Here is a 24,221-nt window from a genome sequence, read left to right as displayed (position 1 = left end):
GCTGTTATCGGTAACATGTTACCCGTAACTTTTAGATTTGTGAACTAAGACACAAACATCCTATCCTTGATAAAGGTGAACAAAATGGAACAACTCGCACATAGCCCTACCTATCTATTATTGATAGCTGCCTGCGCCATCCTTGCTTTGTTGGTGCTCATTATGAAGTTAAAAGTCCACGCTTTTGCCTCGCTGACTTTAGTTAGCTTTGGTACTGCCCTAGCGACGGGCATTCCAGCTGAAAAAGTGGTCCCCAGTATGATGTCGGGATTTGGCGGCACGTTAGCCTCGGTTGCTTTATTGGTTGGCCTTGGTGCCATGATTGGTAAAATTTTAGAAGTCACCGGTGGAGCAAAAGTGCTCGCTGATACGTTAATTGGCCGGTTTGGTGAGCAGAAAGCGCCATTGGCACTTGGCGTTGCCTCACTGCTATTCGGCTTCCCCATTTTTTTTGATGCTGGCTTAATCGTTATGATGCCGATTTTGTTTAGTGTTGCTAAACGGTTTGGTGGCTCACCACTTAAGTATGCTTTACCAGCGGCTGGGGCATTTGCCGTCATGCACGCTTTCGTACCCCCTCATCCAGGCCCCGTTGCTGCTGCTGAGCTACTTGGGGCAGACATTGGTTTATTGCTTGTGATTGGTTTGCTGGTCGCTATTCCTACTTGGTACTTAGGCGCTTATCTGTTTGGTTTATATTGCGGCGAAAAATTCAACATTCCACTCTCAAAAGCGTTTTTAAACACGGAGGTGATGTTTAAAGATAAATCAGATCTGCCGAAATTCTCGACCGTACTGCTGATTTTAGTTTTACCGGTATTATTAATTTTTATGGATACAGGCCTTAATACCTTGGCCGTGGCAGGGATGATTGATGGTCAACATCCTGTTGTCGAATTTTTACGTATGTTGGGTAAAACTCCGATAGCGCTGCTTATTACGTTATTGGTTTGCTTATTTACCTTTGCAGGCAAGTACGGTATGGGTAAATTGGAAAAACTGTGTACCGATGCCCTAGCCCCTATTTGCGCGGTTATTTTGGTGACCGGGGCGGGCGGTATGTTTGGTGGCGTTTTGCGTTCGAGTGGTATCGGTCAAGCGTTGGCGGATGTTCTTGCCCATACCGGGATGCCAGTGATTGTGGCTGCTTTTGTTATCTCAACGTGTTTGCGCGTTGCGCAAGGTTCTGCCACTGTCGCTCTGACCACGACGGCCGCGCTGATGGCTCCTATCGTATCGCAAACCACAGGTTTGTCTGAACTCGACTTATGTTTTATCGTGATTGCGATTGCTGGTGGTGCAACGGTATTGTCACACTTTAACGACTCAGGATTCTGGCTCGTCTCTCGCTTACTTGAGATGGATGAGAAAACCACGCTCAAAACATGGACAGTAATGGAAACTCTGCTTGGTAGTATCGCCTTTATTATTGTAGCGACACTAAGCTTTATTTTGTAAGGTTTATCTATGATGACATTAGAACAACGACTTACTGAGATAAAAATTGTCCCAGTCATTGCAATTAACGATACCCAACAGGCGGTTCCATTAGCCAACGTGTTGGTAGAGAATGGCTTGCCTTGCGCTGAAGTCACTTTCCGTACTGAAGCCGCAGAAGAATCGATTCGTCTGATGCGCGAAGCCTACCCAGAAATGCTGATTGGTGCGGGAACTGTCTTGACGACAGAACAGGTGGATAAAGCGATAAAAGCAGGAGCGGATTTCATTGTGAGCCCAGGCTTTAATCCCACGATCGTAAAGTATTGCCAACAGCGAGGTGTGGCGATTGTACCAGGCATAAATAACCCTAGTTTAGTTGAACAGGCCATGGAAATGGGTCTCAAAACCGTGAAATTCTTCCCCGCAGAACCTTCCGGTGGGGTGGCGATGTTAAAATCACTGTCTGCGGTTTACCCTGTCAAATTTATGCCAACGGGAGGGATTCATCCGGGTAATGTGCAAGATTACCTCGCCCTAAAATCTGTGATTGCCTGCGGGGGAACTTGGATGGTTCCCAGCGATCTTATGGATAAAGGGGACTGGGATTCTTTAGCAACGCTGATACGTGAACTATAACAGTGAAGCCAACCGAAAAGGTTGGCTTTTTGCTTTCTGCTACGTTGAAAGCTTTTTTACTAAATAATCTACGCTATGATATTGATAAGTAATAAATGCTAACAATTCTTTGAATTGTTCACCGAGGAACGGTGTTACATTTTGATGGATTTCCCTGTTTGGGTGTCTTCTCTTTTTCGTGGGATCTGTGAACATGCAAGAAAACTATAAAATATTAGTGGTTGATGATGATGCACGATTACGTGCACTGTTGGAGCGTTACTTATCTGAGCAAGGTTTCCAAGTCCGCAGTGTGGCAAATAGTGAACAGATGGATCGCTTACTCACGCGTGAAACGTTTCATTTGATGGTGTTAGACCTAATGCTGCCGGGTGAAGATGGCCTTTCTATTTGTCGCCGCTTGAGAAATGCCAACAATTCAATTCCTATTTTGATGCTCACTGCGAAAGGGGATGAAATTGATCGTATCGTTGGTTTAGAAGTGGGAGCCGATGATTACTTGCCAAAACCGTTTAATCCACGTGAATTATTGGCTCGTATTAAAGCTGTCTTGCGTCGCCAAGTGGTTGAAGCTCCGGGAGCGCCTAGTGCTGATGACACCATCGTTGAATTTGGTGAGTTTCGTCTGAATTTAGGTACACGGGAAATGTTTCGTGGTGAAGAGCCCATGCCGTTAACTTCGGGGGAGTTTGCCGTTCTCAAAGCGTTGGTGACCAATGCTCGTGAGCCGCTGTCTCGAGATAAATTGATGAATATGGCGCGTGGCCGAGAGTATTCTGCTATGGAGCGTTCCATTGATGTACAGATCTCTCGTTTACGACGGATGCTGGAAATCGATCCGAGTAAACCTCGTTACATTCAAACCGTCTGGGGTTTAGGTTACGTCTTTGTTCCAGATGGAAAGGCTGCCAGTTAAATGATGAAAGCCAGTGAATCATAGTATGATGGCTGGCTTATGCTTCAACCTTTTTCCTCGTTTACCTTCTTGATGTAGGTGCACCATGCGCATTCGCAGCTCCTTTACCCAAACTATTTTACTCTTTTTTACTCTACTGATTGCTAGCCAAGCCTATTCCTATTACGCATTAATTAACTATGCCATTATTCCTAGTTTGCAGCAGTTTAATAAAATCCTCAGCCATGAAATCAGCTTGATGTTGGATGATTCCTTTGCGCATGTGGAAAATGAGCTGGGCACCTCGATGCGTTTACGGGTACTCGAAAAGTTGGGAGTAGAGTTATTTAATGAAGAGGGGCCTGCCGGGGAAGAATTTCAGCGAGCGATCAGTATTGATTTGATGAGCGAAGAGATGACCGAAGAACTTGGCTCTGTTACCGAAGTGCGTATGGGGGTTGGGGAAGAAAGTTATCTCTTATGGATGAAGATTGAATTGTTGCCGGGGAAAATATTACGCATCCCCCTTTCTGAATTGCGAGAAGAAGATTTTGCACCGCTATTTCGTAATAGCATTGTGATGGCAATTCTAATCTTGGTGGGGGGCTGGCTCTTTATTCGCTTACAAAATCGTCCGTTGAGCACGTTAGAAAAAGCGGCCTTATCGGTTGGGCGAGGTGAGATTCCTCCTCCTATTCCCGAAAAAGGCGCGAGTGAAATTCGAGCGGTAACTCGTGCTTTTAATCAGATGTCGCAAGGAATCCAAGCATTAGAAGAAGATCGTGCCCTATTAATGGCTGGCATTAGTCATGATTTACGAACACCATTGACCCGCATTCGCTTAGCAACGGAAATGATGTCTCCGGAAGACAGCTATTTAGCTGAGGGGATCATCGGTGATACTGAAGAGTGTAATGAGATAATCAGTCAGTTTATGGATTATTTGAAACCGGTAGATAAGCAAACCTTTCAGCATGTCAACTTGAATGAAATCGCCAGCGACATTGCCTCTTCGGAAGGGGGATATGAAGTTAAGATCGAGGTTGAATTACAGCCATTAATTGAGCCGGCTTTTGGTAATCCTATTGCGATTAAACGGGCGGTAACGAATTTAGTGGTTAATGCACTTCGCTATGGTAATGGCTGGGTGAAAATGACCACGGGGATTACGGCGGATAAAAGTATGGTGTGGGTCTGTGTTGAAGATAATGGACCGGGGATAGAGCCGAGCCAAGTCAATAAAGTGTTTGAACCCTTTATTCGTGGAGATACGGCTCGCGGAAGTGAAGGTACCGGGCTAGGGCTTGCCATCGTCAAGCGGATTGTGAGTCAGCATCATGGTTCCGTTGTGCTCAATAATCGTGCAGAAGGCGGATTGAAAATTCAAATCAGTTTTCCAACAAGATAACGCTACTCTTCTACTGGGTGTGGGAATTTATCTCTGCTTTCCGCCGTTTTGAAAACCGTCATTCCCGTGTAGACGCAATGCTGTTCGTTTAAGGAAAATGAATAACTTGAACGATCAGCATTGCACCTGCGTGGGGATAACCAGTAGTAAAGCTGGATGCGTAACAAAAGGATGACGAAGCATAAAGAGAAGATAATAGCGAGTGTTGGTTTTACCCTTATTCTCTTTCTAATACCTGCTCAGTGGTTTCTTCTTCATGCATTGAGCGATGCTCTGGTAATAGTAAATTCAGAAGAATTGCAGTAATGCCTCCGGCAGCAACACCCGATGAGAAAATACTCTTAATAAATTCAGGCATAAACTGAAGAATTTCTGGTTTTTGGGCAATCCCTAGACCCATTGAAAATGACAATGCCATAATTAAAATGGCTCGTCTGTCTAGCTCAACGCGAGAAATAATTCTTACCCCTGCGGCGGCAATGGTGCCAAACATAACGATGGTTGCACCGCCGAGTACAGGCTCAGGAATGAGTTGTACAAAACTCGCCACGCCGGGGAATAAGCCAAGCAGGATCAGCATGCCAGCAATAAAGTAACCCACATAACGGCTGGCGACACCGGTCAGCAAAATCACGCCGTTATTTTGGCTGAAGGTCGAATTGGGAAAACTGTTAAACACGGCGGCCAGTGCAGAGTTCAGGCCATCCGCCAATACGCCACCCTTAATCCGTTTCATATAGACGGGGCCTTTAACGGGTTCACCAGAGACTTCTGAGGTGGCGGTAATGTCTCCAATGGCTTCTAACGCCGTAATAAGGAAAATCAGTACCAGAGGAATAAATAAAGACCAGTCAAAGCTCAAACCATATTGCATCGGGATCGGAAGCGCGATCAAACCGCTCTGCGGTTTTTGGCTGGTATCCACCATTCCCATCAAATAGGCCATCACATACCCCACCACCATAGCGATCACAATTGAGGCGACACGGACGTAAGGGTTTCGGGCACGGTTTAGGATCACGATCAGAGCTAAGACGGTTCCTGCTAGTGCCAATTTATCTAAGCTACCGAAAGAGCCATCGTTTAAGGCGGCGTAACCGCCACCCATAGAAACAAGGCCGACTTGCACTAAGGTTAAGCCAATTAAGGTCACCACAATTCCGGATACCAACGGGGTAATAATGCGTTGTGCAAATTCAAGGACGCGAGAGAGTAAGATTTCAGCAAAGGAGGCAACCAGAATAGTGCCAAAAATGGCTGCCATCATGGTGGAGATATCCGCTCCTCCCGCCTTTAACGCTAAGCCTGCACCAATAATGGGGCCTAAGAAGTTAAAACTGGTGCCTTGAATAGAGAGTAAACCTGAGCCAATCGGACCGAAGGTTCGGATTTGAATAAAAGAAGATAGACCAGAAGCAAACAGCGACATACTAATGATGGTGTTGGTTTGATCGGCTGGCACTCCTAGTGATTGACAGATGATCAATGATGGCGTGATAACTGCAACAAACATAGCGAGTAAGTGCTGTAATGCTGCAAAAAGCGTTTGAGGTAGAGGTGGTCGATCGTTTAACTGATAGATTAAATCCGGTTGACGCGAAGCGTGTGGCTGACTCATGTTGATTTCCTAATAATGTCTGGCTGAGTGCGCTGAATGGGCAGTAACCATCGAGTTGAGTGTTTACCTGTGATTGCTGTTAGTCAGGCTCAACTCTAAATGCTGATAACCATAAGGTTATTTTGGGCGGCGATTATAGAGGTTTTTATCAAAAAAGCAAACGATTGCCCATGCTGGGAAATGACTTTTTTGTACTCATAAATAAAAGAGAAGAGTGGCTTAGGGAAAGATTAAGCTTTAGCGTAAACGTCGCGTTCTCCTAACCAGCGCTCAATGATCGCTTTAGCATTGACGGGGTAGTGATCGTGAATATGACGAGCAAGACGTTGTACTTCTGGAATTAGCCGTTGATCGCGGACTAAATCAGCAATTTTAAAATCGGCCAAACCAGTCTGTTTAGTGCCAAGCAGTTCGCCGGGACCTCGGATTTCTAAGTCACGTTGTGCGATAACAAATCCATCATTACTTTCTCGCAATACCCCAAGGCGTTTTTGGGCTGTTTTTGAGAGTGGCGCATGGTAGAGCAAAACGCAGTGACTGGCGACAGATCCTCGCCCGACTCGGCCGCGTAGCTGATGCAGTTGTGCCAAACCTAAACGTTCAGGGTTTTCAATGATCATTAAGCTGGCATTGGGGACGTCGACCCCGACCTCGATAACCGTGGTGGCGACCAACAGGTGCAATTGGTTATCTTTAAAGGCTTGCATCACTTGCTGTTTTTCTGTGGGTTTCATTCGCCCATGCACTAGCCCTATGTTAAGTTCGGGTAATTGTTGTTGTAACTCTTGTGCGGTGTCAGCGGCCGCTTGGGCTTCTAGCACTTCTGATTCGTCGATTAAGGTACAAACCCAATACGCTTGCTTCTGTTCATTAAGGCAAGCGTGGCGCACTCGCTCAATGATGTCTGCTCGTTTGGTATCAGGAATGGCCACCGTTTGAATGGGGGTTCGCCCGGGAGGCAGTTCATCAATGACAGAGGTTTCTAAATCCGCATAGGCCGTCATGGCTAAGGTGCGTGGAATCGGTGTCGCTGTCATGATCAGCTGATGTGGATAAGCACCTTGTTTAGCCCCTTTTTCTCGCAGCTCAAGGCGTTGGTGGACGCCAAAGCGGTGTTGTTCATCAATGATGACTAAGGCGAGGTGATGGAACTCGACCTGCTCTTGAAAGAGCGCGTGCGTACCCACCACCATTTTCGCTTCTCCACTAGCAATACGGGCCAGTTCCGCTTGTTTTGCCTTGCCTTTGAGTTTCCCCGCCAGCCAACCAACAGATATTCCCATCGATTCAAACCACTGACTAAAGTTCAGAGCATGTTGTTCCGCCAGCAGTTCGGTCGGAGCCATGAGTGCGACCTGATAGCCGTGTTCAATGGCTCTGACAGCGGCTAAGGCGGCGACTAAGGTTTTTCCTGAACCGACATCCCCTTGTACTAACCGCATCATTGGATGCGGTTTAGCGAGATCCGCTTCTATTTCACTGACTACCCGAGACTGAGCGTGTGTTGGGCTAAACGGCAGCAGTGCCAATAGTTGATGTTTTAATTGATGACATTCCGCTAAGGGGAGGGCGACATCCTGCTGTCCTTTACTGCGTACTGCTAGCATGGATAAATTTTGTGCTAATAATTCTTCCATAATTAACCGAAGCTGGGCAGGGTGGCGTCCCTCATCAAAGAGTGTGAGATCAATGCCTGCCGAAGGTCGATGAATGGTGTGCAGCGCTTGGGCGAGAGTCAGTTGATTGGGGTACAACCCCGAGGGTAATAGATCGTTCACGGCCGCTTTATCGAGCAAACTTAATGCTTGGTCAGTAAGATTACGCAGAGTGGTTTGTCGTAATCCTTCCGTCGTGGGGTATACGGGGGTTAAGTGGGTTTCTGTTACGCTCTCTTGAGTGGAGGCAAAAAATTGGTAGTCGGGATGGATAATTTCTAATCCCTGATTACCTCGCTTAATTTCACCGTAGGCATAAATCGGTTTGCCTTCAGTAAAGTTATTTTTCATCGCTGCCGTGAAGTTAAAGAAGCGTAAGGTGAGCGTGCCATTTCCATCACTGATTTTGACCGTAAGCATCTTTCGGCGACCAAAATGGGTATCCACCGTCATCACCTTGCCTTGTACTGCTGCCCATAAGCCGGGATGGAGTTTGATGATGGGATAAATACGAGTGCGATCTTCATAACGCAGTGGTAGATGGAAAAGCAGATCTTGTACTGTGTTTAATCCAACTTTAGCCAATTTTTCAGCGACTTTAGCGCCGACACCAGAGAGTGACGTTAATGGAATTGCTGAAAGAAGTTGTGACATAAGATCAACCACAGAGTTAGGCTCAATGGGCTTTATTCAACCATTGAGCTGTGTATTTGTACAGGGAAATTATCCGCGTTGCATCGCGTTCCACCAATTTAGGTCGGCGATAATCTGACCTTGTTCATCTAAGGTGGGATAGGGAAGCCCTTTGCGCTTGGCGACTTTCGCTAATACTGGATGGCCTCGCTCAAATAAAATGCGCTGAATAGTCTGCTCTGGGAGCGGGCTTTGTTCACGTTGATACATTCCGGTTTGTTGCCGTTGCCGTTGTGCTTCATACAAAATGAGCGCACAGGCGACCGATACGTTGAGCGACTGCACCATCCCGACCATGGGTATCACAATCTCTTGATCGGCTAGGGCTAATGCTTGTTGAGAAATGCCCGTTTTTTCACTCCCGACAACGATGGCGGTGGGTTGGGTATAGTCAATTTCTCGAAAATCTACGGCATATTCAGACAGATTGGTGACCAATACTTGCATGCCTTGTGCTTTTAGGTGGGTAATGGCCTCTTGAGTACTATTGTGGGTTTCTACTTCCACCCAATTGCGAGCACCGGCTGACGTATGGGTGAGAGTTCGCATTTGTTCATTAGGCCAGATTGCGTGGATCTGATGTAGCCCGACCGCATCTGCGGTTCGAATGACGGCAGAAACATTATTCGGTTTATGGACCTCTTCCAAACAGACGGTTAAATCGGGTTGGCGAGCTTTAAGCACCTCTTGAATACGTTGGTAACGGTCTAAATTCATAGTAAGTTTGCATCATCTATTTTCTCTGTCTCAAAGCGAACTTAACCACTTGGGTGGTACTTTGACACATGGGTCAATAAAAAAGCCCTTGCGCTAGTCAAGGGCTCCATCTGTAGTCGGGTTAGTACTTTCTGCGCCGCACTTTGAGCGTATTAGGCATCACACGAATTTTCCGCATAATCCCCGCTAAATGAACGCGATCTTTGGTGGTGAGCAATACCGTAACCGTATATAAACGTCCATCTCGTTCTTCCGTCGATAGGCCATGAATATTGGAACCAGTATTAGAAATCACATTGGTCAAATCTGCCAAGGCACCTTGGCGGTTATTCATATCCACTCTTAACTCGGTAATGAACTCTTGTTCGTAATCTTTCGTCCACTCGACCGCCATGTATTTATCGGGTTCTTTTTGATACCCGCGAACATTAGGGCAGGTTTCTCGGTGCACGACCAATCCACGTCCAGGGGAGACATGAGCGATAATGGAATCATCAGGAATCGGATGACAACAGTTGGCAAAGGTTAATAAAATGCCTTCTGCACCACGAATCGGTAGTTTTTTCTTCGGTGTACTATCTTTATTGGTGCTCTCAGTTAATTCATCCGCATCGCCTAATAAACGACGGGCGATGACAATACTCATTAACTCACCTAACCCGATGGCGGCAAGCAAGTCATTCTCACTCGTGAGTTTAAGATCCGTTAAAACATGCTCGATATTTTCTTGGCTAATATCGCTCAGAGAGAGATCGCCTAAAGCGTGATTGAGTAAGCGACGACCTAAAGTGATCGATTCTTCTCTCCGCATGGTTTTTAACACTTGGCGAATTTTAGTTCTGGCTCTTGATGTCACCACATAGTTTAGCCAAGCGGCATTTGGCCTTGCCCCTGGTGCACTGATGATTTCGACCGTTTGACCATTTTTTAGGGACTTACTGAGAGGGTACGGAGTGCGATCTACACGTGCACCAACGCAGGTATTGCCCACATCGGTATGAACGGCATAGGCAAAGTCGACCGCGGTTGCTCCAACAGGCAGCTCAACAATACGTCCTTTGGGGGTGAAAACATAGATCTCATCAGGGAAGAGATCGGATTTTACATTTTCAATAAATTCAAAAGAATTACCGGCACTTTGTTGCAGTTCCAACAAGCTTTGCATCCAACGTTGTGCTTTGACTTGCGCTGTTGTGCCGCCGCGCTCACCGTTGCTTTTATAAGACCAGTGTGCCGCGACCCCTTTGTCTGCCATTTGATCCATATCTTCGGTACGGATCTGAACTTCAACGGGAACGCCATGCGGCCCAACCATGGAAGTATGCAGAGATTGATAGCCATTGGCCTTGGGGACGGCAATATAATCTTTAACTCGATTCGGGCGAGGCTTATACAAACTGTGTACTTGGCCTAATACTCGATAACACGTATCGGCGGTATCCACGATGACCCGAAACGCATAAATATCCATAATGGTATGAAAACGCTGCTCTTTGGTTTTCATCTTGTTGTAAATGGAGTAGAGATTTTTTTCACGCCCAACCACTCGTGCAGGCAACCCAACTTCATGCAGACGACCTTCGATTTCACTATGGATTCGTTGAATCATCTCTTTGCGGTTGCCTCGTGCTGCTTTGACCACTTCTTTCAGAACGCGATAGCGGTTGGGATATAAAGCTTCAAACCCCAGCTCTTCCAGCTCAGTTTTGATATTGTGGATGCCTAACCGGTGGGCCAGTGGGGCGTAGATTTCTAACGTTTCCCGAGCTATCCGACGCTTTTTATCAGGGCGCAGTGCCCCTAAGGTGCGCATATTATGTGTACGGTCAGAGAGCTTGATTAAAATAACGCGAATGTCTTGCACCATGGCAAGCACCATTTTTCGAAAGTTTTCCGCTTGCGCTTCTTTACGATCACGAAATTTAAGTTTATCCAGCTTCGAAACACCATCAACCAATTCAGCGACAGCTGTGCCAAATTTGATTTCTAGTTCTTCTTTGGTGGCTGGTGTGTCTTCAATGACATCGTGGAGAAGGGCGGCTTGTAGCGTTTCTAAATCCAAACGCATTTCTGCCAGAATTCGAGCAACGGCAACCGGGTGGATAATATAAGGTTCCCCGCTGGAGCGGGTTTGCCCTTCATGGGCATCTCTTGCCACGATATAAGATTGGCGAAGAGCCTCTATTTGAGGCTCTGAGAGATATTCCTGGGCAACATCTTTGAGGCTATCGAATAGATACAAATTTCAGGCCCGAATGTTGAGTCATTCCTGATACAGAATCAGCGGCTATGCACGATGCTGCTAACGGCAGCTAATTCTGCGGCTTCTTGCTCTTGTTGCTCTTGGCGTTCACGAGCATCCAGTACGTCTTTCGTGATAAGGCCTTCTTCGATTTCGCGTAGGGCGATAACCGTGGCTTTATCGTTCTCTTCTGGCACTAGAGAGTCTTTACCGCCAGTTTGCATTTGACGAGCGCGGCGAGCCGCAATCAGAACTAAGTCGAAACGGTTGCCAACTTTTTCAACAGCGTCTTGAACAGTTACGCGTGCCATGAGAACTCCAAATAGTTAACTAAAATATGATTGACGAGAAAGTATACAACCTAACGCTAATAGATACTAGCGACAGGCGATGACTAATGTATTATTACAGAATTACTCCGCTAAAAGAGCGGTGAGCATACTGCTATATTTAGCAGCTTGCTTATCTTGCTTCAATCTTTCCGCACGCAAGATGGCTTTAAAATCGACCAACGCTGCATCGAAATCATCATTGATAATGACATAATCGTATTCGCGGTAGTGGGATATTTCTGAACGAGCTTCACTCATTCGTTTAGCGATGATCTCTTCACTATCTTGACCGCGAGTGTTTAGCCTGCGTTCTAGTTCTTCTTTTGAAGGCGGAAGAATAAATACGCTTCTGGCTTGTGGCATTTGCTCTCGGATTTGGCGAGCGCCTTGCCAATCAATATCTAGGAAAACATCAATGCCTTTACTGAGCATCTCTTCAATCCACACTCGAGACGTCCCATAGTAGTTGCCAAAAACTTCGGCATACTCAAGAAATTCGCCTTTTTCAATCAGGGTTTCAAAATGGGCTTTTTCCACAAAATGGTAGTGTACACCGTCTTGCTCACCCGGGCGCATATTGCGTGTGGTGTGGGAGATCGAAACCTTCATGGCGTAGGTGGGATTTTGTTCCAATAACGCCGCGATCAGGCTCGATTTTCCTGCGCCACTTGGTGCAGAGACAATATAAAGAGTACCTTTACCCATGTGTTTGATTCCACTTTTGGTTGGGAGATAAGTGAAAAACTACGCTTCCACTACGCTAAAGCTAGCACTGACCAAGTGATATTGACACAGAAAGTGGTTATTTTGGTCAGAAAAATGGAGGCGAAGGTTAGCATGATCTTCAGGATCTTCTCAAGTAAAAGCTGAGTATATTGCTGTGTTGCTGAAATAAGAGTCAAACGTTTGCGTTAACTTAAGGGCTTGCAGGGGGATTGGGTTAAGGTATAATCGCCGCCCTTGATGGAGATGTTCTCGATCTCCTGTGTGATTAATCAGTGACAGCTTCGGCTTCGATTTGGGTTCCCTCACCCCCAAACCAAACTAAAAAGGTTCAATATGAGTCAATTTACCCCAGCGCAGCAGCGCAAAGCCCTTACTTGTTTAGTTCTCTTCCATTTAGTGATTATTGCTTCCAGTAATTACTTAGTACAGCTTCCCTTTACTATCGCTGGTTTTCATACCACGTGGGGGGCTTTTACTTTCCCATTCATTTTTTTGGCAACGGATTTAACGGTGCGAATTTTTGGTGCGGGACTGGCTCGAAAAATTATTTTTTGGGTGATGCTGCCAGCTTTAGTCGTTTCTTATCTGCTTTCTGTGGTGTTCTTTGAAGGGCAATTTCAAGGTGTTGCGCCACTGAGCGATTTCAACTTGTTTGTTGCTCGAATCGCCGCCGCCAGTTTTATGGCTTATTTATTAGGCCAGATCATGGATGTCCATGTGTTTAACCGTTTACGACAGATGAAACAGTGGTGGGTCGCGCCGACTGCTTCTACCTTATTAGGTAATGCGTTAGATACGGTGGCTTTTTTTGCTATTGCTTTTTATCAAAGCCCGGATCCCTTTATGGCGCAGCACTGGACAGAGATTGCGCTGGTGGATTACAGCTTTAAACTGATCATTAGCTTAGGTTTGTTTGTGCCTATGTATGGGGTGCTGCTAAATTACCTGATTGGTAAACTGACCTTAGTGACCCCGGCATTATCATCACAGCAAGTGCCCAGTAACTAAAGTCGAAATAATCAAAAAGCCCAGAGGGTTTCTGGGCTTTTGGGTTGTAAAACGACGATATCTTTAGTGATTATGCGCCGCCCCCGCCCCTTTAGGATAGCGAATGGACTCTACCATTTCTTGCACATCATTAGGAACTTCAGCCGTAAATTTATTAACCACAATTGCTACCACGAAGTTGAGGCACATACCGAGTGTACCAATCCCTTCGGGGCTGATCCCAAACCACCAATTATCCGGCGTGCTAGCGGCTGGGTTGATGAATTTGAAGTAAATAATATAGGCGGCAGTAAAAATAACCCCCACAATCATGCCACTCACTGCTCCCTCTTTATTCATCTTCTTATAGAAGATTCCTAATATAATGGCAGGGAAGAACGAGGCGGCCGCTAAGCCAAAGGCAAAGGCCACCACTTCGGCGACAAAGCCCGGTGGATTGATGCCCAGATAACCGGCCCCCACAATGGCGACGGCTGAGGCAAGTCGCGCAGCCAGCAGTTCTTGTTTATCCGTCATGTTGGGTTTAAAGCCTTTTTTGAGTAAGTCATGAGATATCGCTGTAGATATGACTAACAGTAGCCCTGCTGCGGTTGACAGTGCAGCAGCCAAGCCCCCTGCCGCCAGTAGAGCGACAACCCAGTTAGGGAGTTTAGCGAGCTCTGGTGAGGCGAGAACAATAATGTCAGGACTGATTCGCATTTCATTACGTTCATCTCCAGAATAAAACATTTTGCCATCACCGTTTTTATCTTCCCAATGGACTAATCCCGTACTTTCCCAGTTGTGATACCAACTGGGTGCTTCTGCCGCAGGAACCCCTTGCATGTCTGGGCCATTGATGGTGTCTATCATGTTGACTCGCGCAAAGGCGGCGACAGCCGGAGCCGTGGTATATAAAAAGGCGATAAACAGCAGTGCCCAACCGGCAGAAATCCGCGCATCGGAAACTTTAGGCACGGTAAAAAAGCGGATGATCACATGAGGAAGCCCTGCCGTTCCGACCATTAAGGCCGCACAAATGAAGAAAACATCAACCATACTCTTAGTGCCGTCAGTATAGGCGGTAAATCCTAGCTCTTGGGTGAGTCCGTCTAAGCGAGTGAGTAAGTACTCATCACTGCCAGAGAGGGTTGAGCCAAAACCGAGTTGTGGGATAGGGTTGCTCGTCATCATCAGTGAGGTAAAAATGGCTGGCACCATAAAGGCAAAAATTAAGACACAATATTGAGCAACTTGGGTATAGGTAATGCCTTTCATTCCCCCCATGACGGCGTAGAAAAAGACAATCGCCATCCCGATGATAATACCTAAGTTAATATCAACCTCTAAGAAACGAGCAAAAACGACACCGACTCCTCGCATTTGACCCGCCACATAGGTGAAGGAGACAAAAATAGCACAGAATACCGCCACCATTCTGGCGGTGCGAGAATAGTAACGATCACCAATAAAATCGGGTACCGTGAACTTACCAAATTTACGAAGGTAAGGGGCAAGACAAAGCGCAAGTAAAACATAGCCGCCCGTCCAGCCCATTAGATAGACCGTTCCGTCATAGCCGACAAAAGAGATGATTCCCGCCATGGAGATAAATGAGGCCGCAGACATCCAGTCCGCCGCGGTTGCCATACCATTGGCTACAGGGTGGACACCGCCTCCAGCAACGTAAAATTCACTGGTTGATCCTGCTCTCGCCCAGATTGCGATGCCGATATACAACGCAAAAGTAATACCGACCAGAATAAAGGTCCAAGTTTGAATATCCATATTATCTACCCTTCTTAGTCTTCCTGTACTTGGTATTTTTTATCAAGCGCGTTCATGCGCCAGACGTAAATAAAGATTAAGGCGACAAAGGTGTAGATTGATCCTTGTTGTGCAAACCAAAATCCCAGTTTAAAACCGCCGAATTGAATATTATTGAGAGCATCAACAAATAAAATACCGGCACCGTAAGAGACGAGAAACCATGCAGCAAGCAGTGATCCCATAATGGTTAAGTTCTCTTTCCAATAGGCTTGTGCATGTTTCGTTGATTCGAACGCCATGGCCTTCTCCTTCGCTATTGCGATGTTTGTGTTAAATAATTGTTACTCGATTAGGTTAGCAGGGTTTCAATGTGGGATCTGTGCAACTTTAGTCTGGCGGGTGTAATTAATATTGCTTTAATTTTCAATTGATTGAGGTTTTGTTTTGCTTTTCTTGGTTGTTGTGTATTTGTTAATTTAGCCAAAAGTATAATAACTACCTAGGAGTGAAGAGTCAGTCAGATCACGACTGCCTTCATCTTGTTGGAGGGGAAAAGGAGGAAAGTCAGGAATTGTTTACATAAAGTTTTCGTTAAGATGCTATGAATTAGTGCACAATACATCGTTAAATCATATTAACATGTTTACTAACATAGTGAGCTTGTGCACAGAAGAATAGGGAGGGTGAGTGGACGCAATAACAATTAACAGCTTTTTTCTGGTTGGTGCATTACTGATCGCATTAAGTGTGTTGCTAAGTCCCGTTTCTTCTAAATTGGGCATTCCGATTCTATTAATGTTTCTGGCTGTTGGCATGTTAGCGGGAGAAGATGGGATTGGTGGTATTATTTTTGATAATTATCCGCTCGCTTATTTGGTTAGTAACCTTGCCCTTGCCATTATTTTATTGGATGGGGGCATGCGCACTCGCGTTGCGAGTTTCCGTGTGGCTTTCTGGCCTTCCATATCGTTGGCAACCTTGGGTGTGGCGCTAACCACGATTTTAACGGGATTAATGGCGACGTTGCTGTTTGAATTATCCCTGTTACAAGGAATATTAGTGGGAGCGATTGTCGGTTCAACCGATGCGGCGGCGGTTTTCTCTTTGCTTAAAGGTCGTAACTTAAACGAACGCGTGGGTTCTACACTCGAAATTGAATCGGGAACCAATGACCCGATGGCAGTGTTTTTGACGGTCACTTTGATCAGTGTGCTGGGCAATCAAGGCGTGGATCTGAGCGCGGGTTTCTTAGCGATGAGTTTTCTTCAGCAATTTGGTATTGGGGCATTGCTTGGATTAGTTGGGGGCTGGCTGCTCTGGAAACTGATTAATAAAACTCAGCTTCCAGAGGGGCTCTATTCTATTCTTACTGTGAGTGGTGGGCTGATTATTTTTGCGCTTTCTAATACCTTAGGGGGAAGTGGTATTCTGTCTATCTACATGGTGGGGCTTCTGCTGGGGAATCGCCCAACGCGTAGCCGCCATTCCATTCTTAACGTGTTGGATGGTATGACATGGCTTGCTCAAATCGGTATGTTCTTAGTTCTCGGATTATTGGTTACTCCTTCTAACTTAATGGACATTATGCTTCCGGGGTTAGCGTTGGCATTTGGCATGATTTTCTTTGCTCGTCCCATCTCGGTTTGGATTGGCTTATTACCTTTTAAAAGCTTCACTGCTCGTGAGAAATGGTTTACCTCTTGGGTTGGGTTAAGAGGAGCCGTTCCGATTATTTTAGCTGTATTTCCAATGATGGCGGGGCTGCCAGAAGCGCAGCTCTATTTTAACCTAGCTTTTTTCGTGGTCATGGTTTCTCTGGTGGTGCAGGGCGGAACGCTGACAAAAGCCATGAGTTTAGCGAAAGTCGAGCTTCCACCGAAACCGGAACCCATTTACCGTACGGGGGTGGAAGCTTTTCCGACCAGTGAATGGGAACTTTTTGTTTATACGTTAAAGCAAGATAAGTGGTGTATTGGTGAGCCGTTGCGGAATTTATTTATGCCAGAAGGGACTCGGATCGCTGCCGTTTTTCGTCAGCAGCAACTCTTACACCCGTCAGGTAGCACTCAGTTGCAAGAAGGGGATATTCTTTGTGTATTAGGTCAGGAAAAAGATCTCCAAGCGTTGAGTCAGCTGTTTAGTGAAGCACCAGAAAAAGCTTCTTTAGCGCGTTTCTTTGGCGATTTCTTCTTAGATGTTGACGCTCAATTAATGGATATTGCTCCACTTTATGGCTTAGATCTTAGCGCGATAGATCAAAATATGACGTTGAAAGAGTTGGTCACTGAGCATTTAGGGGGAACCCCAGTATTAGGTGACCAGTTTGAGTGTTATGGCTTACATTGGATTGTCGCCGATGTGGTTGACTGGCAGGTGACCAAAGTTGGTTTACGTTTACCGCCTGAAGAGCAAAAGGAGCCTGAGGCGCATTAATTATTCATGGACTTGTTTGAGTAAAATCACTGCTTGAGTGCGATTTTTTACCCCAAGTTTACGGAAAATGGCCGTCATATGCGCTTTTATGGTGGCTTCTGAAACGTGAAGTTCGTAGGCAATTTGTTTATTGAGCAGCCCGTCGGATAACATGCCTAACACTTTATACTGTTGCGGTGTTAAGGCGGCTATTTTCTCAGCAACATCATCACAGGCGGCATGATTCACAATCAAGCCTTCTGGGAAATAGGGATCACCATTGAGAACTTGATTAAGAGCACTGATTAGCGTGCGCATATCGCTGGATTTAGGAATAAAGCCAAAAGCACCATGAGTTTTTACTTGTGAAACGATGGTGGGTTCTTCATTAGCGGAAATGACGACGATAGGTAATTCTGGATATTCTGAACGTAGTTGAATGAGGCCAGACATCCCATTGGCGCCAGGCATTTTCAAATCCAGTAGCAACAAGTCGGGCTCATTTTGTTTGCTGAGTAGAGTGAGCAAGGCATCAAGGCTATCGGCTTCTAGCAAGTTGGCTCCACTGACGGCCATATGCACCGACTGAAATAATGCATTACGAAATAACGGATGATCATCAGCAATAATAATGGTGTAGGTTGAGTCCATAATGTTAAACACTTTTAAATATTTAGTTATGGAAATTATTGTCCTCTTTAACCACAGGGACAATCGCTAGACATAAAAACTCTGAACTGTATCCCTCTTTTTCGTTATTCACGGTAAAACAGCAGCGCCAAATCGGCTAATACCCATTTGGCGCTGAATTTATTTTCTCTATTGTAAAGGACTATTGAGCAGTCAGTTTTTCAAATACCGCAACAGACCAAGCAGGAACAGAGAGTTTGTCACTGGTAATCTCTGCGTTATAACCAATAGAGTCAGTGTTCGCATTTGCCTGAACAGTGTGAAGTGTATAACCGCTAGCATCGAAGTGAGCAAAGTTAGTTAAATCATCAGGTGAAGCATTAATGACTACCACTATTCCTTCGCGTTTTTCGTCAATAGTGGCATCAAACAGCGAGTCGCTATTATCGATGCTCATCACGATAACGCCTGCAATCTGATCGACACCGGTATTATGGAATTTCACTCGTGAAATGATTTCTGAGCCTTTACCTAGCGTAAATAGACCAGAAGAGGCACGCAGTTGAGCCAGTTCATGAAAATAACGATTCATGGCTTCAATCTGTTCTTTCGCTGGTTTGGCATTGGTATCGGATCCAGCAATGACTTCCTTAATAATATTCCAGTTATCGCCATCTTTATCCTGACGAGGTAAGCCAATATCCCAGTTGTGACTGTCCATGGTGAAGTCAACGCGGTTATACCAGTCACCGGAGTCATAAGAATCTCGTTGCATCGATTTAGAACGCAGTAGCTCACTGCCCATATGGATGAAAGGAACCCCTTGCCCGAGCATCGCGGTGGATAAACTCACCGCTTGCATACGAACTCGAGTATCAACCGGAACAGAATAATCAATTTTATATTGGTTATTATCCCACAGCGTTTGGTTATCGTGTTTGGATACGTAGTTTTGAATCTCCCACGCATCTTGTGCATAACCCGCATCTTGTCCGTTATAATTAAGCTCAGAACCTTTGATGAGGTTGCCTTTGCTATCGGTAAATTCAAACGCTTTTAAGTTCCCCGCCATGCCTAAGCGAACTAAATCGGCAAGGTGTAAAGCATCAGCACGGTTGGGTGTTGATGCTTTATCGTTAGGCTGAACAAAAATCCCATTACCAAAACCTTGTTTGCTACGTAAGTCGTCTCCACCATCAAATGGTCCCCCACCGCGTACCGCATCTCGTAGACGGTCAGAGAATGAACCAATACCTGTTCCAGCTAAGTTCGATTGGGAGGCTTGAATGAACATGCGATCGCTCGCTACTTCGCCAAAGTCCCAGCCTTCCCCATAGAAGTAAACGTCAGGGTTAATACTTTTCGCTACCTCTAAGGTGTTAAGCATTTGATCTAAAGGATGGTGCCCCATTAAGTCCCAGCGGAAAGCATCAATTTTGTACTCTTTTGTCCAAGTTTTAATGGAGTCATCAATCAGCTTGGCAAACATACGGTTTTCTGGCGCGGTATTGGAGCAGCAGGTCGAATTTTCGACTTGTCCTGAAAATTCATTGAGTCGTTGATAGTACCAAGGGACGATACGGTCTAGCACCGACTTATCTGATACTCCCGCTTCGTTAGTATGGTTATACACGACATCAACGACAACATTCATTCCGATGTCGTTTTTGATTGCCATCACCATTTCACGAAACTCTTTAATACGGGTTAAACCATCTGGATCGGTCGAATAAGAACCTTCAGGCACCGTGTAATGGAATGGATCGTACCCCCAGTTAAAACTATCCACATCACGGACAAACCCATTCAAACGTTGTACGGCTTGAGTCTGCTTATCATCACTTTGCAAGGCCTTAAAGACCGCCGAAATGGTGTCACCGCTTGAGCAGTAACTGCCAAAGGCCACATCATTTTTCACATTAGGTTGTAATGTGCAGAGTTTGCTAAAGGGTTGATCAATATCGGCGACTTTATCTTTATCTTCATTGATCGTGGCAATATCAAACACTGGGAGTAAGTGTAGATGGGTCACACCTGACTCTGCTAATGCTTTCAGGTGCTTGACGGGAACCGAATCTGACTCGGTGAAAGCTAAGAATTTGCCTTTATTGGTCGTGCTATCATCTAATGCCGAAAAATCACGCACATGAGCTTCATACAAGACGAATTGAGCTGGGTTATCTTGCTGATGGGGGGCATTAAGGCTCTCCCAGCCACTAGGGGTTACCTCTGAGTGAGAAAGGTCCACCACTTGGCTGTATTCCGAGTTGATGGCTAAGCTCAGTGAGTAAGGGTCAGTGACTTCATAGGTTTCTACGGTATTGGTTGCAGGGTGATAAACCGTGACTTGATAACGATAGAAATCCCCGTGTTTTAGATCGGTATCAATCGCTGACCAGCTACCTGAAGCGGTATCAAAACTCATCGAAATGGCGGTTTGCGCTTGTTTATCCGCACTATAGGGGATCAACTTGACGGATTGCGCAGTCGGAGCCCAGAGGCGGAATGTGGTTGTGTTACCATTGATTAATGCCCCATATGCTAGCTGACTGGCAGCATCGGCATAGAGTGAATCTAAAGCACTGGCCAGTTGGACTTCGGTCGCTTGAATGGCCCCACTACTATCGCTAGCGACTAACCAGAGTTGTCCTTTTAGTAATTGCTGGAGTTCTGATTCGGTGTAGTCAAAGCTAAAGCCAACAAAGTTGTCTTTTAGGTGAGGTTTCTTCGTCTGCCAGTTTGTGGAAGCGGCGCTGTCTGAGGTGAACTCTTTGTCAAAACCTGAGACGGTTTTGGTGGTTGAATCAAAGCTGAGTGTCCCTTGTTCTGAGTAGTAGAGTGCGACTGAGGTTGCCTCTTTATTTCCAATTAATAAGGTATTGCTATCGGAAAAAATAGCGCTCGCCCCGCTAAGTTCAACTTGATTTTGGGGTAAGTTTGCCAGTGGCTGATAAAAGACTTTGTTAGTGCCTTTAAACACCATACCAATAGGGCCAATGGCACCTTGTTTGGCAAATTCAAATTTTAGATCAGCGGTTTGATAACCGACGGAATTTTTAGGGATTATATTGATACAGTCATCATTGCCATTCGTTTCTATATCCCAATAGGCACCATAGGTATTACTGTAAGCGGTGGGTTTGAGAGCCGTCTCCCAGTTCACAGGTGCGCCTGCATAGCTTGTACACGAGTCATTATTCCAAACATACAGTGAAAAATCATGTTCATCACCATCTTGTTTGCTACTAAGGTAAATACGCACGGTATTGGTGGGTAGATCATCTTTAGCGATTAACTCAGGGTAAACGGCAGCGACGCCTTGTTGGGTATAGACGGAAGAATCCTCTCCTAACTGAGTTAGGTCAATTTTGGCATCGAAATCGCCCAAGGGTTTATCGTTACCAAAGTGAGGGATCATATTGATACATTGTGACGCATCTTGAGTATAGGGTAGCTGCCAGTAAGCACCGTAGGTCGCATCAATGCCATTAGGAATGAGCCCATCATTCCAGTCGGTATCATTCCCTCCATATGCAAGGCAACTTCCTCCATTCCATACATGTAGAGTGAGTCCTTGATAGAGGTCACTATCGCTGCTTTGGTTGCTGAGTGTGGGATCGGCTTTATAAAAAACGGTGACGGTTTGTGTTTCTGTTGATGCGGTATCGTCGGATGAGGAATTACATCCGACCAGTAGGCTACCTGCCAAAATGGGTAGCATTGCTTTGCTTAATGCTGAAAGGTTAGGTTTGTTCACGTTCTAAGTCCCTGATTTTATATCTAATTAGTGAAGGTTTTTAATTGAAAACATCATCTTATTAGCGAATGTGTAAATCCACTCCGTATGCTAGGGACAAGCAACCTGTACAAAATGTGAGCCGTGGCGGTAAAGATTTTTTAGAACGATAAAAATCACAATCTAGGATTCATGGTCACGATTGGTAGGTTGAATGGTCTTGAAAAAGCGCACATTTTGCAGGATGAGAAGGGGGGAGGAGCAAGGATATATTGGGGGGAGTTATCTTATTTGTAGAAAATATGTTTTCTTGGTAATGAGCAGGGGTTTCTTATGGTTACAGTAAACCAGATGCTGTGTCACAAAAAAAGAAGAGATATTTAACGAGGGAAATAAAGGGGGCAGATAAACAGAACGAGACTTATCTGCCAACGAAATTAAAGTTGAAATTGCTTTAAGTGTGTAAGAAAGCGATCTTCAGGCATAAAGCCACTGATTCTCGCTTGAGGTATTCTTTGACCTTGTGCATCCCAAAAATCAATCGTGGGGAGCCCCAGCACTTGGAGTTCCTGTAATAGCTCAATATCTTGAGATTGATTTTTCGTCACATCCGCTTGCAGTAAGACAAAGCTTTGTAGTTTGCTTTCAACCGTAGGCTGATGAAAGGTATATTTTTCAAACTCTTTACATGCCACGCACCAGTCGGCATAAAAATCTAACATAACGGGTTTTCCGGCGGCTTTTGCCAATGCCAGTTGTGCTTCTAACTCTTCAATATTATGAATACGTTGAAACAGAGAGGCTGTTTGCTGTGTGGGTTGCCCAGCAGGGTTAAACCAGTGGTTGAGCAACGGTTGAGCGGAAGCCAACAAACCGAGAATAGCGACAATACCCAGCAAACTCTGTTTCCATCCGGCAAAAGTAAGGGTGTTTTTGATGTGATATAACCAGCCAAAAGCGGCTAAGCCGAGTAAGGACCATAGCATGGTTGACCAAAAGGAGGGGAGAATACGCTCTAGTAAAAAAATCGGGGCGGCTAGTAAGACAAAGCCAAACAGTACCTTGACTCGATTCATCCATTCCCCGGCTTTGGGAAGCAGTCTATTTCCAAATACCGCAACCAATATTAGTGGAATGCCCATTCCTAATGCCAAGGCATAGAGAGCGAGAGCTCCTGTTATGAGATCACCACTCTGTGCAACGTACAGCAATGCTCCTGACAGGGGGGCTGTGGTACACGGTGAGCAGACGAGACCAGAAATCACTCCCATAAGAAAGACACCACTTAATCGTCCGCCTTGTTGCTGCTGGCTGATTTGGTTGAGCTTGGTTTGCAGTGAGCTAGGAAGTTGTAAGTTATATAAGCCAAACATCGAGAGGGCGAGGAAGATAAAAAGCAGGCTCAATATAGAGAGAACATAAGGGTGTTGAAGTGCTGCCTGAAATTGTAATCCCGCAGAGGCCACAACTAACCCCAGCAGAGTGTAAGTGACCGCCATCCCTTGTACGTAAACAAAACTTAGCCATAAAGCTCGACGATGGGAGAGCGCTCCCCCCCCGAGTACAATACTGGTCAGAATAGGATACATCGGCAATACACAAGGGGTAAAAGCAAGACCAATTCCTAATAATAAAAACAGCAGCGGAGTCCAACGACTGTGAGCTAACTGCTCAGTCAGCGATCGGGATGAAGAGCCTGAAACGGCGCTTTTTGACGCTGCTGTGGGAAGGGGTTGGGTGGCCTCTTGATGGTCGAAAGGTTCAATTCGAACGATTCGAGTTTCTGGCGGATAGCAGAACCCCGCTTTGGCGCAGCCTTGGTATTCGATAATTAATTGTGCCCCAGCTTGATAATCGCTTAATGGCAGGACAAGAGAGAGCGGAGAGTCATAAATGATCACATCGCCAAAAAACTCGTCCTGATAAGGCAGGCCCTCAGGTAAGGAGTATTCTCCCAATTGTGCTTTTTCAACGTGAATGCTCAATCTCTCTTGATAGAGGTAATACCCCTCTTTTATTTGCCAATCGAGAAACAGCTGATTGTTTTGCTGAAAATAGGCAAATGGAAAGGCATGATCAACCGAGACAAAGCGGTTGGGATTATTCAAGTCGAAGCTACTTTTGGCATTCAATGCAGCAAACAAAGGAGAGCTTGTGAGGCTGGTTAACACGAATAACAGAGAAAGAAATAAACGCATCATCACACAGATTGAGTCGGTCAAAAACGTTACTATATACGAGGTCTCGCTCAAGATACAGCCAAGGGCTTATCTTAATATTTTCTTACAAATTAGTTAGAAAATAACCGATTGTCAGATACACTG

At 45.6% G+C, this 24,221-nt stretch carries 17 protein-coding genes; 6 read left to right on the top strand and 11 right to left on the bottom strand.

Features of this window, described 5'->3' with window-relative positions; all coding sequences use genetic code 11:
• Positions 1 to 84 precede the first annotated feature (84 nt).
• From B5D54_RS13810 to envZ, 4 genes are all read left to right on the top strand, one after another.
• Entirely contained in the window at positions 85 to 1,458 is a 1,374-nt protein-coding gene (locus tag B5D54_RS13810) for a GntP family permease (RefSeq protein ID WP_078927144.1), read from the top strand.
• A gap of 12 nt (positions 1,459 to 1,470) precedes the next feature.
• Positions 1,471 to 2,076, top strand: coding sequence for a bifunctional 4-hydroxy-2-oxoglutarate aldolase/2-dehydro-3-deoxy-phosphogluconate aldolase (locus B5D54_RS13805; protein ID WP_172459891.1), 606 nt, complete (start codon positions 1,471 to 1,473; stop codon positions 2,074 to 2,076).
• Between the two features lie 193 nt (positions 2,077 to 2,269).
• Positions 2,270 to 2,992, top strand: coding sequence for an osmolarity response regulator transcription factor OmpR (ompR, locus tag B5D54_RS13800; RefSeq protein WP_078927142.1), 723 nt, complete (start codon positions 2,270 to 2,272; stop codon positions 2,990 to 2,992).
• Between the two features lie 85 nt (positions 2,993 to 3,077).
• The gene (gene envZ, locus B5D54_RS13795) at positions 3,078 to 4,379 is read left to right on the top strand and encodes a two-component system sensor histidine kinase EnvZ (protein WP_078927141.1); all 1,302 of its coding nucleotides are present in this window, start codon (positions 3,078 to 3,080) and stop codon (positions 4,377 to 4,379) included.
• A 217-nt stretch (positions 4,380 to 4,596) separates the two neighbouring features.
• On the opposite strand, the gene B5D54_RS13790 is transcribed toward envZ, so the two are convergent.
• From B5D54_RS13790 to gmk, 6 genes are all read right to left on the bottom strand, one after another.
• A complete protein-coding gene (locus tag B5D54_RS13790) occupies positions 4,597 to 5,997 on the bottom strand; it encodes a uracil-xanthine permease family protein (RefSeq protein WP_078927140.1) in 1,401 nt (466 codons plus the stop codon).
• 230 nt (positions 5,998 to 6,227) lie between these two features.
• Positions 6,228 to 8,306, bottom strand: coding sequence for an ATP-dependent DNA helicase RecG (gene recG / locus B5D54_RS13785; RefSeq protein ID WP_078927183.1), 2,079 nt, complete (start codon positions 8,304 to 8,306; stop codon positions 6,228 to 6,230).
• A gap of 69 nt (positions 8,307 to 8,375) precedes the next feature.
• Complete coding sequence (trmH, locus tag B5D54_RS13780) at positions 8,376 to 9,062, bottom strand: tRNA (guanosine(18)-2'-O)-methyltransferase TrmH (protein WP_078927139.1); 687 nt, start codon at positions 9,060 to 9,062, stop codon at positions 8,376 to 8,378.
• Positions 9,063 to 9,183: 121 nt separating this feature from the next.
• Positions 9,184 to 11,304, bottom strand: a complete 2,121-nt coding sequence (gene spoT, locus B5D54_RS13775; RefSeq protein WP_078927138.1) for a bifunctional GTP diphosphokinase/guanosine-3',5'-bis pyrophosphate 3'-pyrophosphohydrolase — start codon at positions 11,302 to 11,304, stop codon at positions 9,184 to 9,186.
• 38 nt (positions 11,305 to 11,342) lie between these two features.
• A complete protein-coding gene (rpoZ, locus tag B5D54_RS13770) occupies positions 11,343 to 11,615 on the bottom strand; it encodes a DNA-directed RNA polymerase subunit omega (protein WP_078927137.1) in 273 nt (90 codons plus the stop codon).
• Between the two features lie 102 nt (positions 11,616 to 11,717).
• Positions 11,718 to 12,341 (bottom strand): guanylate kinase, encoded by a 624-nt coding sequence (gene gmk, locus B5D54_RS13765; protein ID WP_078927136.1) that lies wholly within the window; start codon positions 12,339 to 12,341, stop codon positions 11,718 to 11,720.
• 354 nt (positions 12,342 to 12,695) lie between these two features.
• Between gmk and B5D54_RS13760 the strand changes: the two genes are divergently transcribed.
• Positions 12,696 to 13,370: a 7-cyano-7-deazaguanine/7-aminomethyl-7-deazaguanine transporter gene (locus tag B5D54_RS13760; protein ID WP_078927135.1), complete on the top strand. Its 675-nt coding sequence runs from the start codon at positions 12,696 to 12,698 to the stop codon at positions 13,368 to 13,370.
• A 63-nt stretch (positions 13,371 to 13,433) separates the two neighbouring features.
• On the opposite strand, the gene B5D54_RS13755 is transcribed toward B5D54_RS13760, so the two are convergent.
• Both B5D54_RS13755 and B5D54_RS13750 read right to left on the bottom strand, forming a co-directional pair.
• A complete protein-coding gene (locus B5D54_RS13755; RefSeq protein WP_078927134.1) occupies positions 13,434 to 15,137 on the bottom strand; it encodes a sodium:solute symporter family protein in 1,704 nt (567 codons plus the stop codon).
• Positions 15,138 to 15,151: 14 nt separating this feature from the next.
• Positions 15,152 to 15,418: a DUF4212 domain-containing protein gene (locus B5D54_RS13750; protein ID WP_078927133.1), complete on the bottom strand. Its 267-nt coding sequence runs from the start codon at positions 15,416 to 15,418 to the stop codon at positions 15,152 to 15,154.
• A gap of 388 nt (positions 15,419 to 15,806) precedes the next feature.
• Here B5D54_RS13750 and B5D54_RS13745 point away from each other — a divergent pair, with 388 nt between their 5' ends.
• Entirely contained in the window at positions 15,807 to 17,552 is a 1,746-nt protein-coding gene (locus B5D54_RS13745; protein ID WP_078927132.1) for a potassium/proton antiporter, read from the top strand.
• Here the strand turns inward: B5D54_RS13745 and B5D54_RS13740 are convergent, their stop codons facing one another.
• The 3 genes from B5D54_RS13740 to B5D54_RS13730 form a co-directional block, all read right to left on the bottom strand.
• Complete coding sequence (locus B5D54_RS13740; protein WP_078927131.1) at positions 17,553 to 18,182, bottom strand: response regulator transcription factor; 630 nt, start codon at positions 18,180 to 18,182, stop codon at positions 17,553 to 17,555.
• Between the two features lie 181 nt (positions 18,183 to 18,363).
• Positions 18,364 to 21,918, bottom strand: coding sequence for a pullulanase-type alpha-1,6-glucosidase (pulA, locus tag B5D54_RS13735; RefSeq protein ID WP_078927130.1), 3,555 nt, complete (start codon positions 21,916 to 21,918; stop codon positions 18,364 to 18,366).
• Between the two features lie 416 nt (positions 21,919 to 22,334).
• A complete protein-coding gene (locus tag B5D54_RS13730; protein ID WP_078927129.1) occupies positions 22,335 to 24,095 on the bottom strand; it encodes a protein-disulfide reductase DsbD in 1,761 nt (586 codons plus the stop codon).
• Positions 24,096 to 24,221: the final 126 nt, after the last annotated feature.

The organism is Vibrio cincinnatiensis DSM 19608 (assembly GCF_900167345.1).
Classification (GTDB): domain Bacteria; phylum Pseudomonadota; class Gammaproteobacteria; order Enterobacterales; family Vibrionaceae; genus Vibrio; species Vibrio cincinnatiensis.
This window is presented reverse-complemented; position numbering and strand designations above follow the sequence as displayed.

Coding starts and splice junctions, on each gene's coding strand:
- B5D54_RS13810 (WP_078927144.1), top strand. CDS start 85: ATGGAACAACTCGCACATAGCCCTACCTATCTATTATTGATAGCTGCC.
- B5D54_RS13805 (WP_172459891.1), top strand. CDS start 1,471: ATGACATTAGAACAACGACTTACTGAGATAAAAATTGTCCCAGTCATT.
- ompR (WP_078927142.1), top strand. CDS start 2,270: ATGCAAGAAAACTATAAAATATTAGTGGTTGATGATGATGCACGATTA.
- envZ (WP_078927141.1), top strand. CDS start 3,078: ATGCGCATTCGCAGCTCCTTTACCCAAACTATTTTACTCTTTTTTACT.
- B5D54_RS13790 (WP_078927140.1), bottom strand. CDS start 5,997: ATGAGTCAGCCACACGCTTCGCGTCAACCGGATTTAATCTATCAGTTA.
- recG (WP_078927183.1), bottom strand. CDS start 8,306: ATGTCACAACTTCTTTCAGCAATTCCATTAACGTCACTCTCTGGTGTC.
- trmH (WP_078927139.1), bottom strand. CDS start 9,062: ATGAATTTAGACCGTTACCAACGTATTCAAGAGGTGCTTAAAGCTCGC.
- rpoZ (WP_078927137.1), bottom strand. CDS start 11,615: ATGGCACGCGTAACTGTTCAAGACGCTGTTGAAAAAGTTGGCAACCGT.
- gmk (WP_078927136.1), bottom strand. CDS start 12,341: ATGGGTAAAGGTACTCTTTATATTGTCTCTGCACCAAGTGGCGCAGGA.
- B5D54_RS13760 (WP_078927135.1), top strand. CDS start 12,696: ATGAGTCAATTTACCCCAGCGCAGCAGCGCAAAGCCCTTACTTGTTTA.
- B5D54_RS13755 (WP_078927134.1), bottom strand. CDS start 15,137: ATGGATATTCAAACTTGGACCTTTATTCTGGTCGGTATTACTTTTGCG.
- B5D54_RS13750 (WP_078927133.1), bottom strand. CDS start 15,418: ATGGCGTTCGAATCAACGAAACATGCACAAGCCTATTGGAAAGAGAAC.
- B5D54_RS13740 (WP_078927131.1), bottom strand. CDS start 18,182: ATGGACTCAACCTACACCATTATTATTGCTGATGATCATCCGTTATTT.
- B5D54_RS13730 (WP_078927129.1), bottom strand. CDS start 24,095: ATGCGTTTATTTCTTTCTCTGTTATTCGTGTTAACCAGCCTCACAAGC.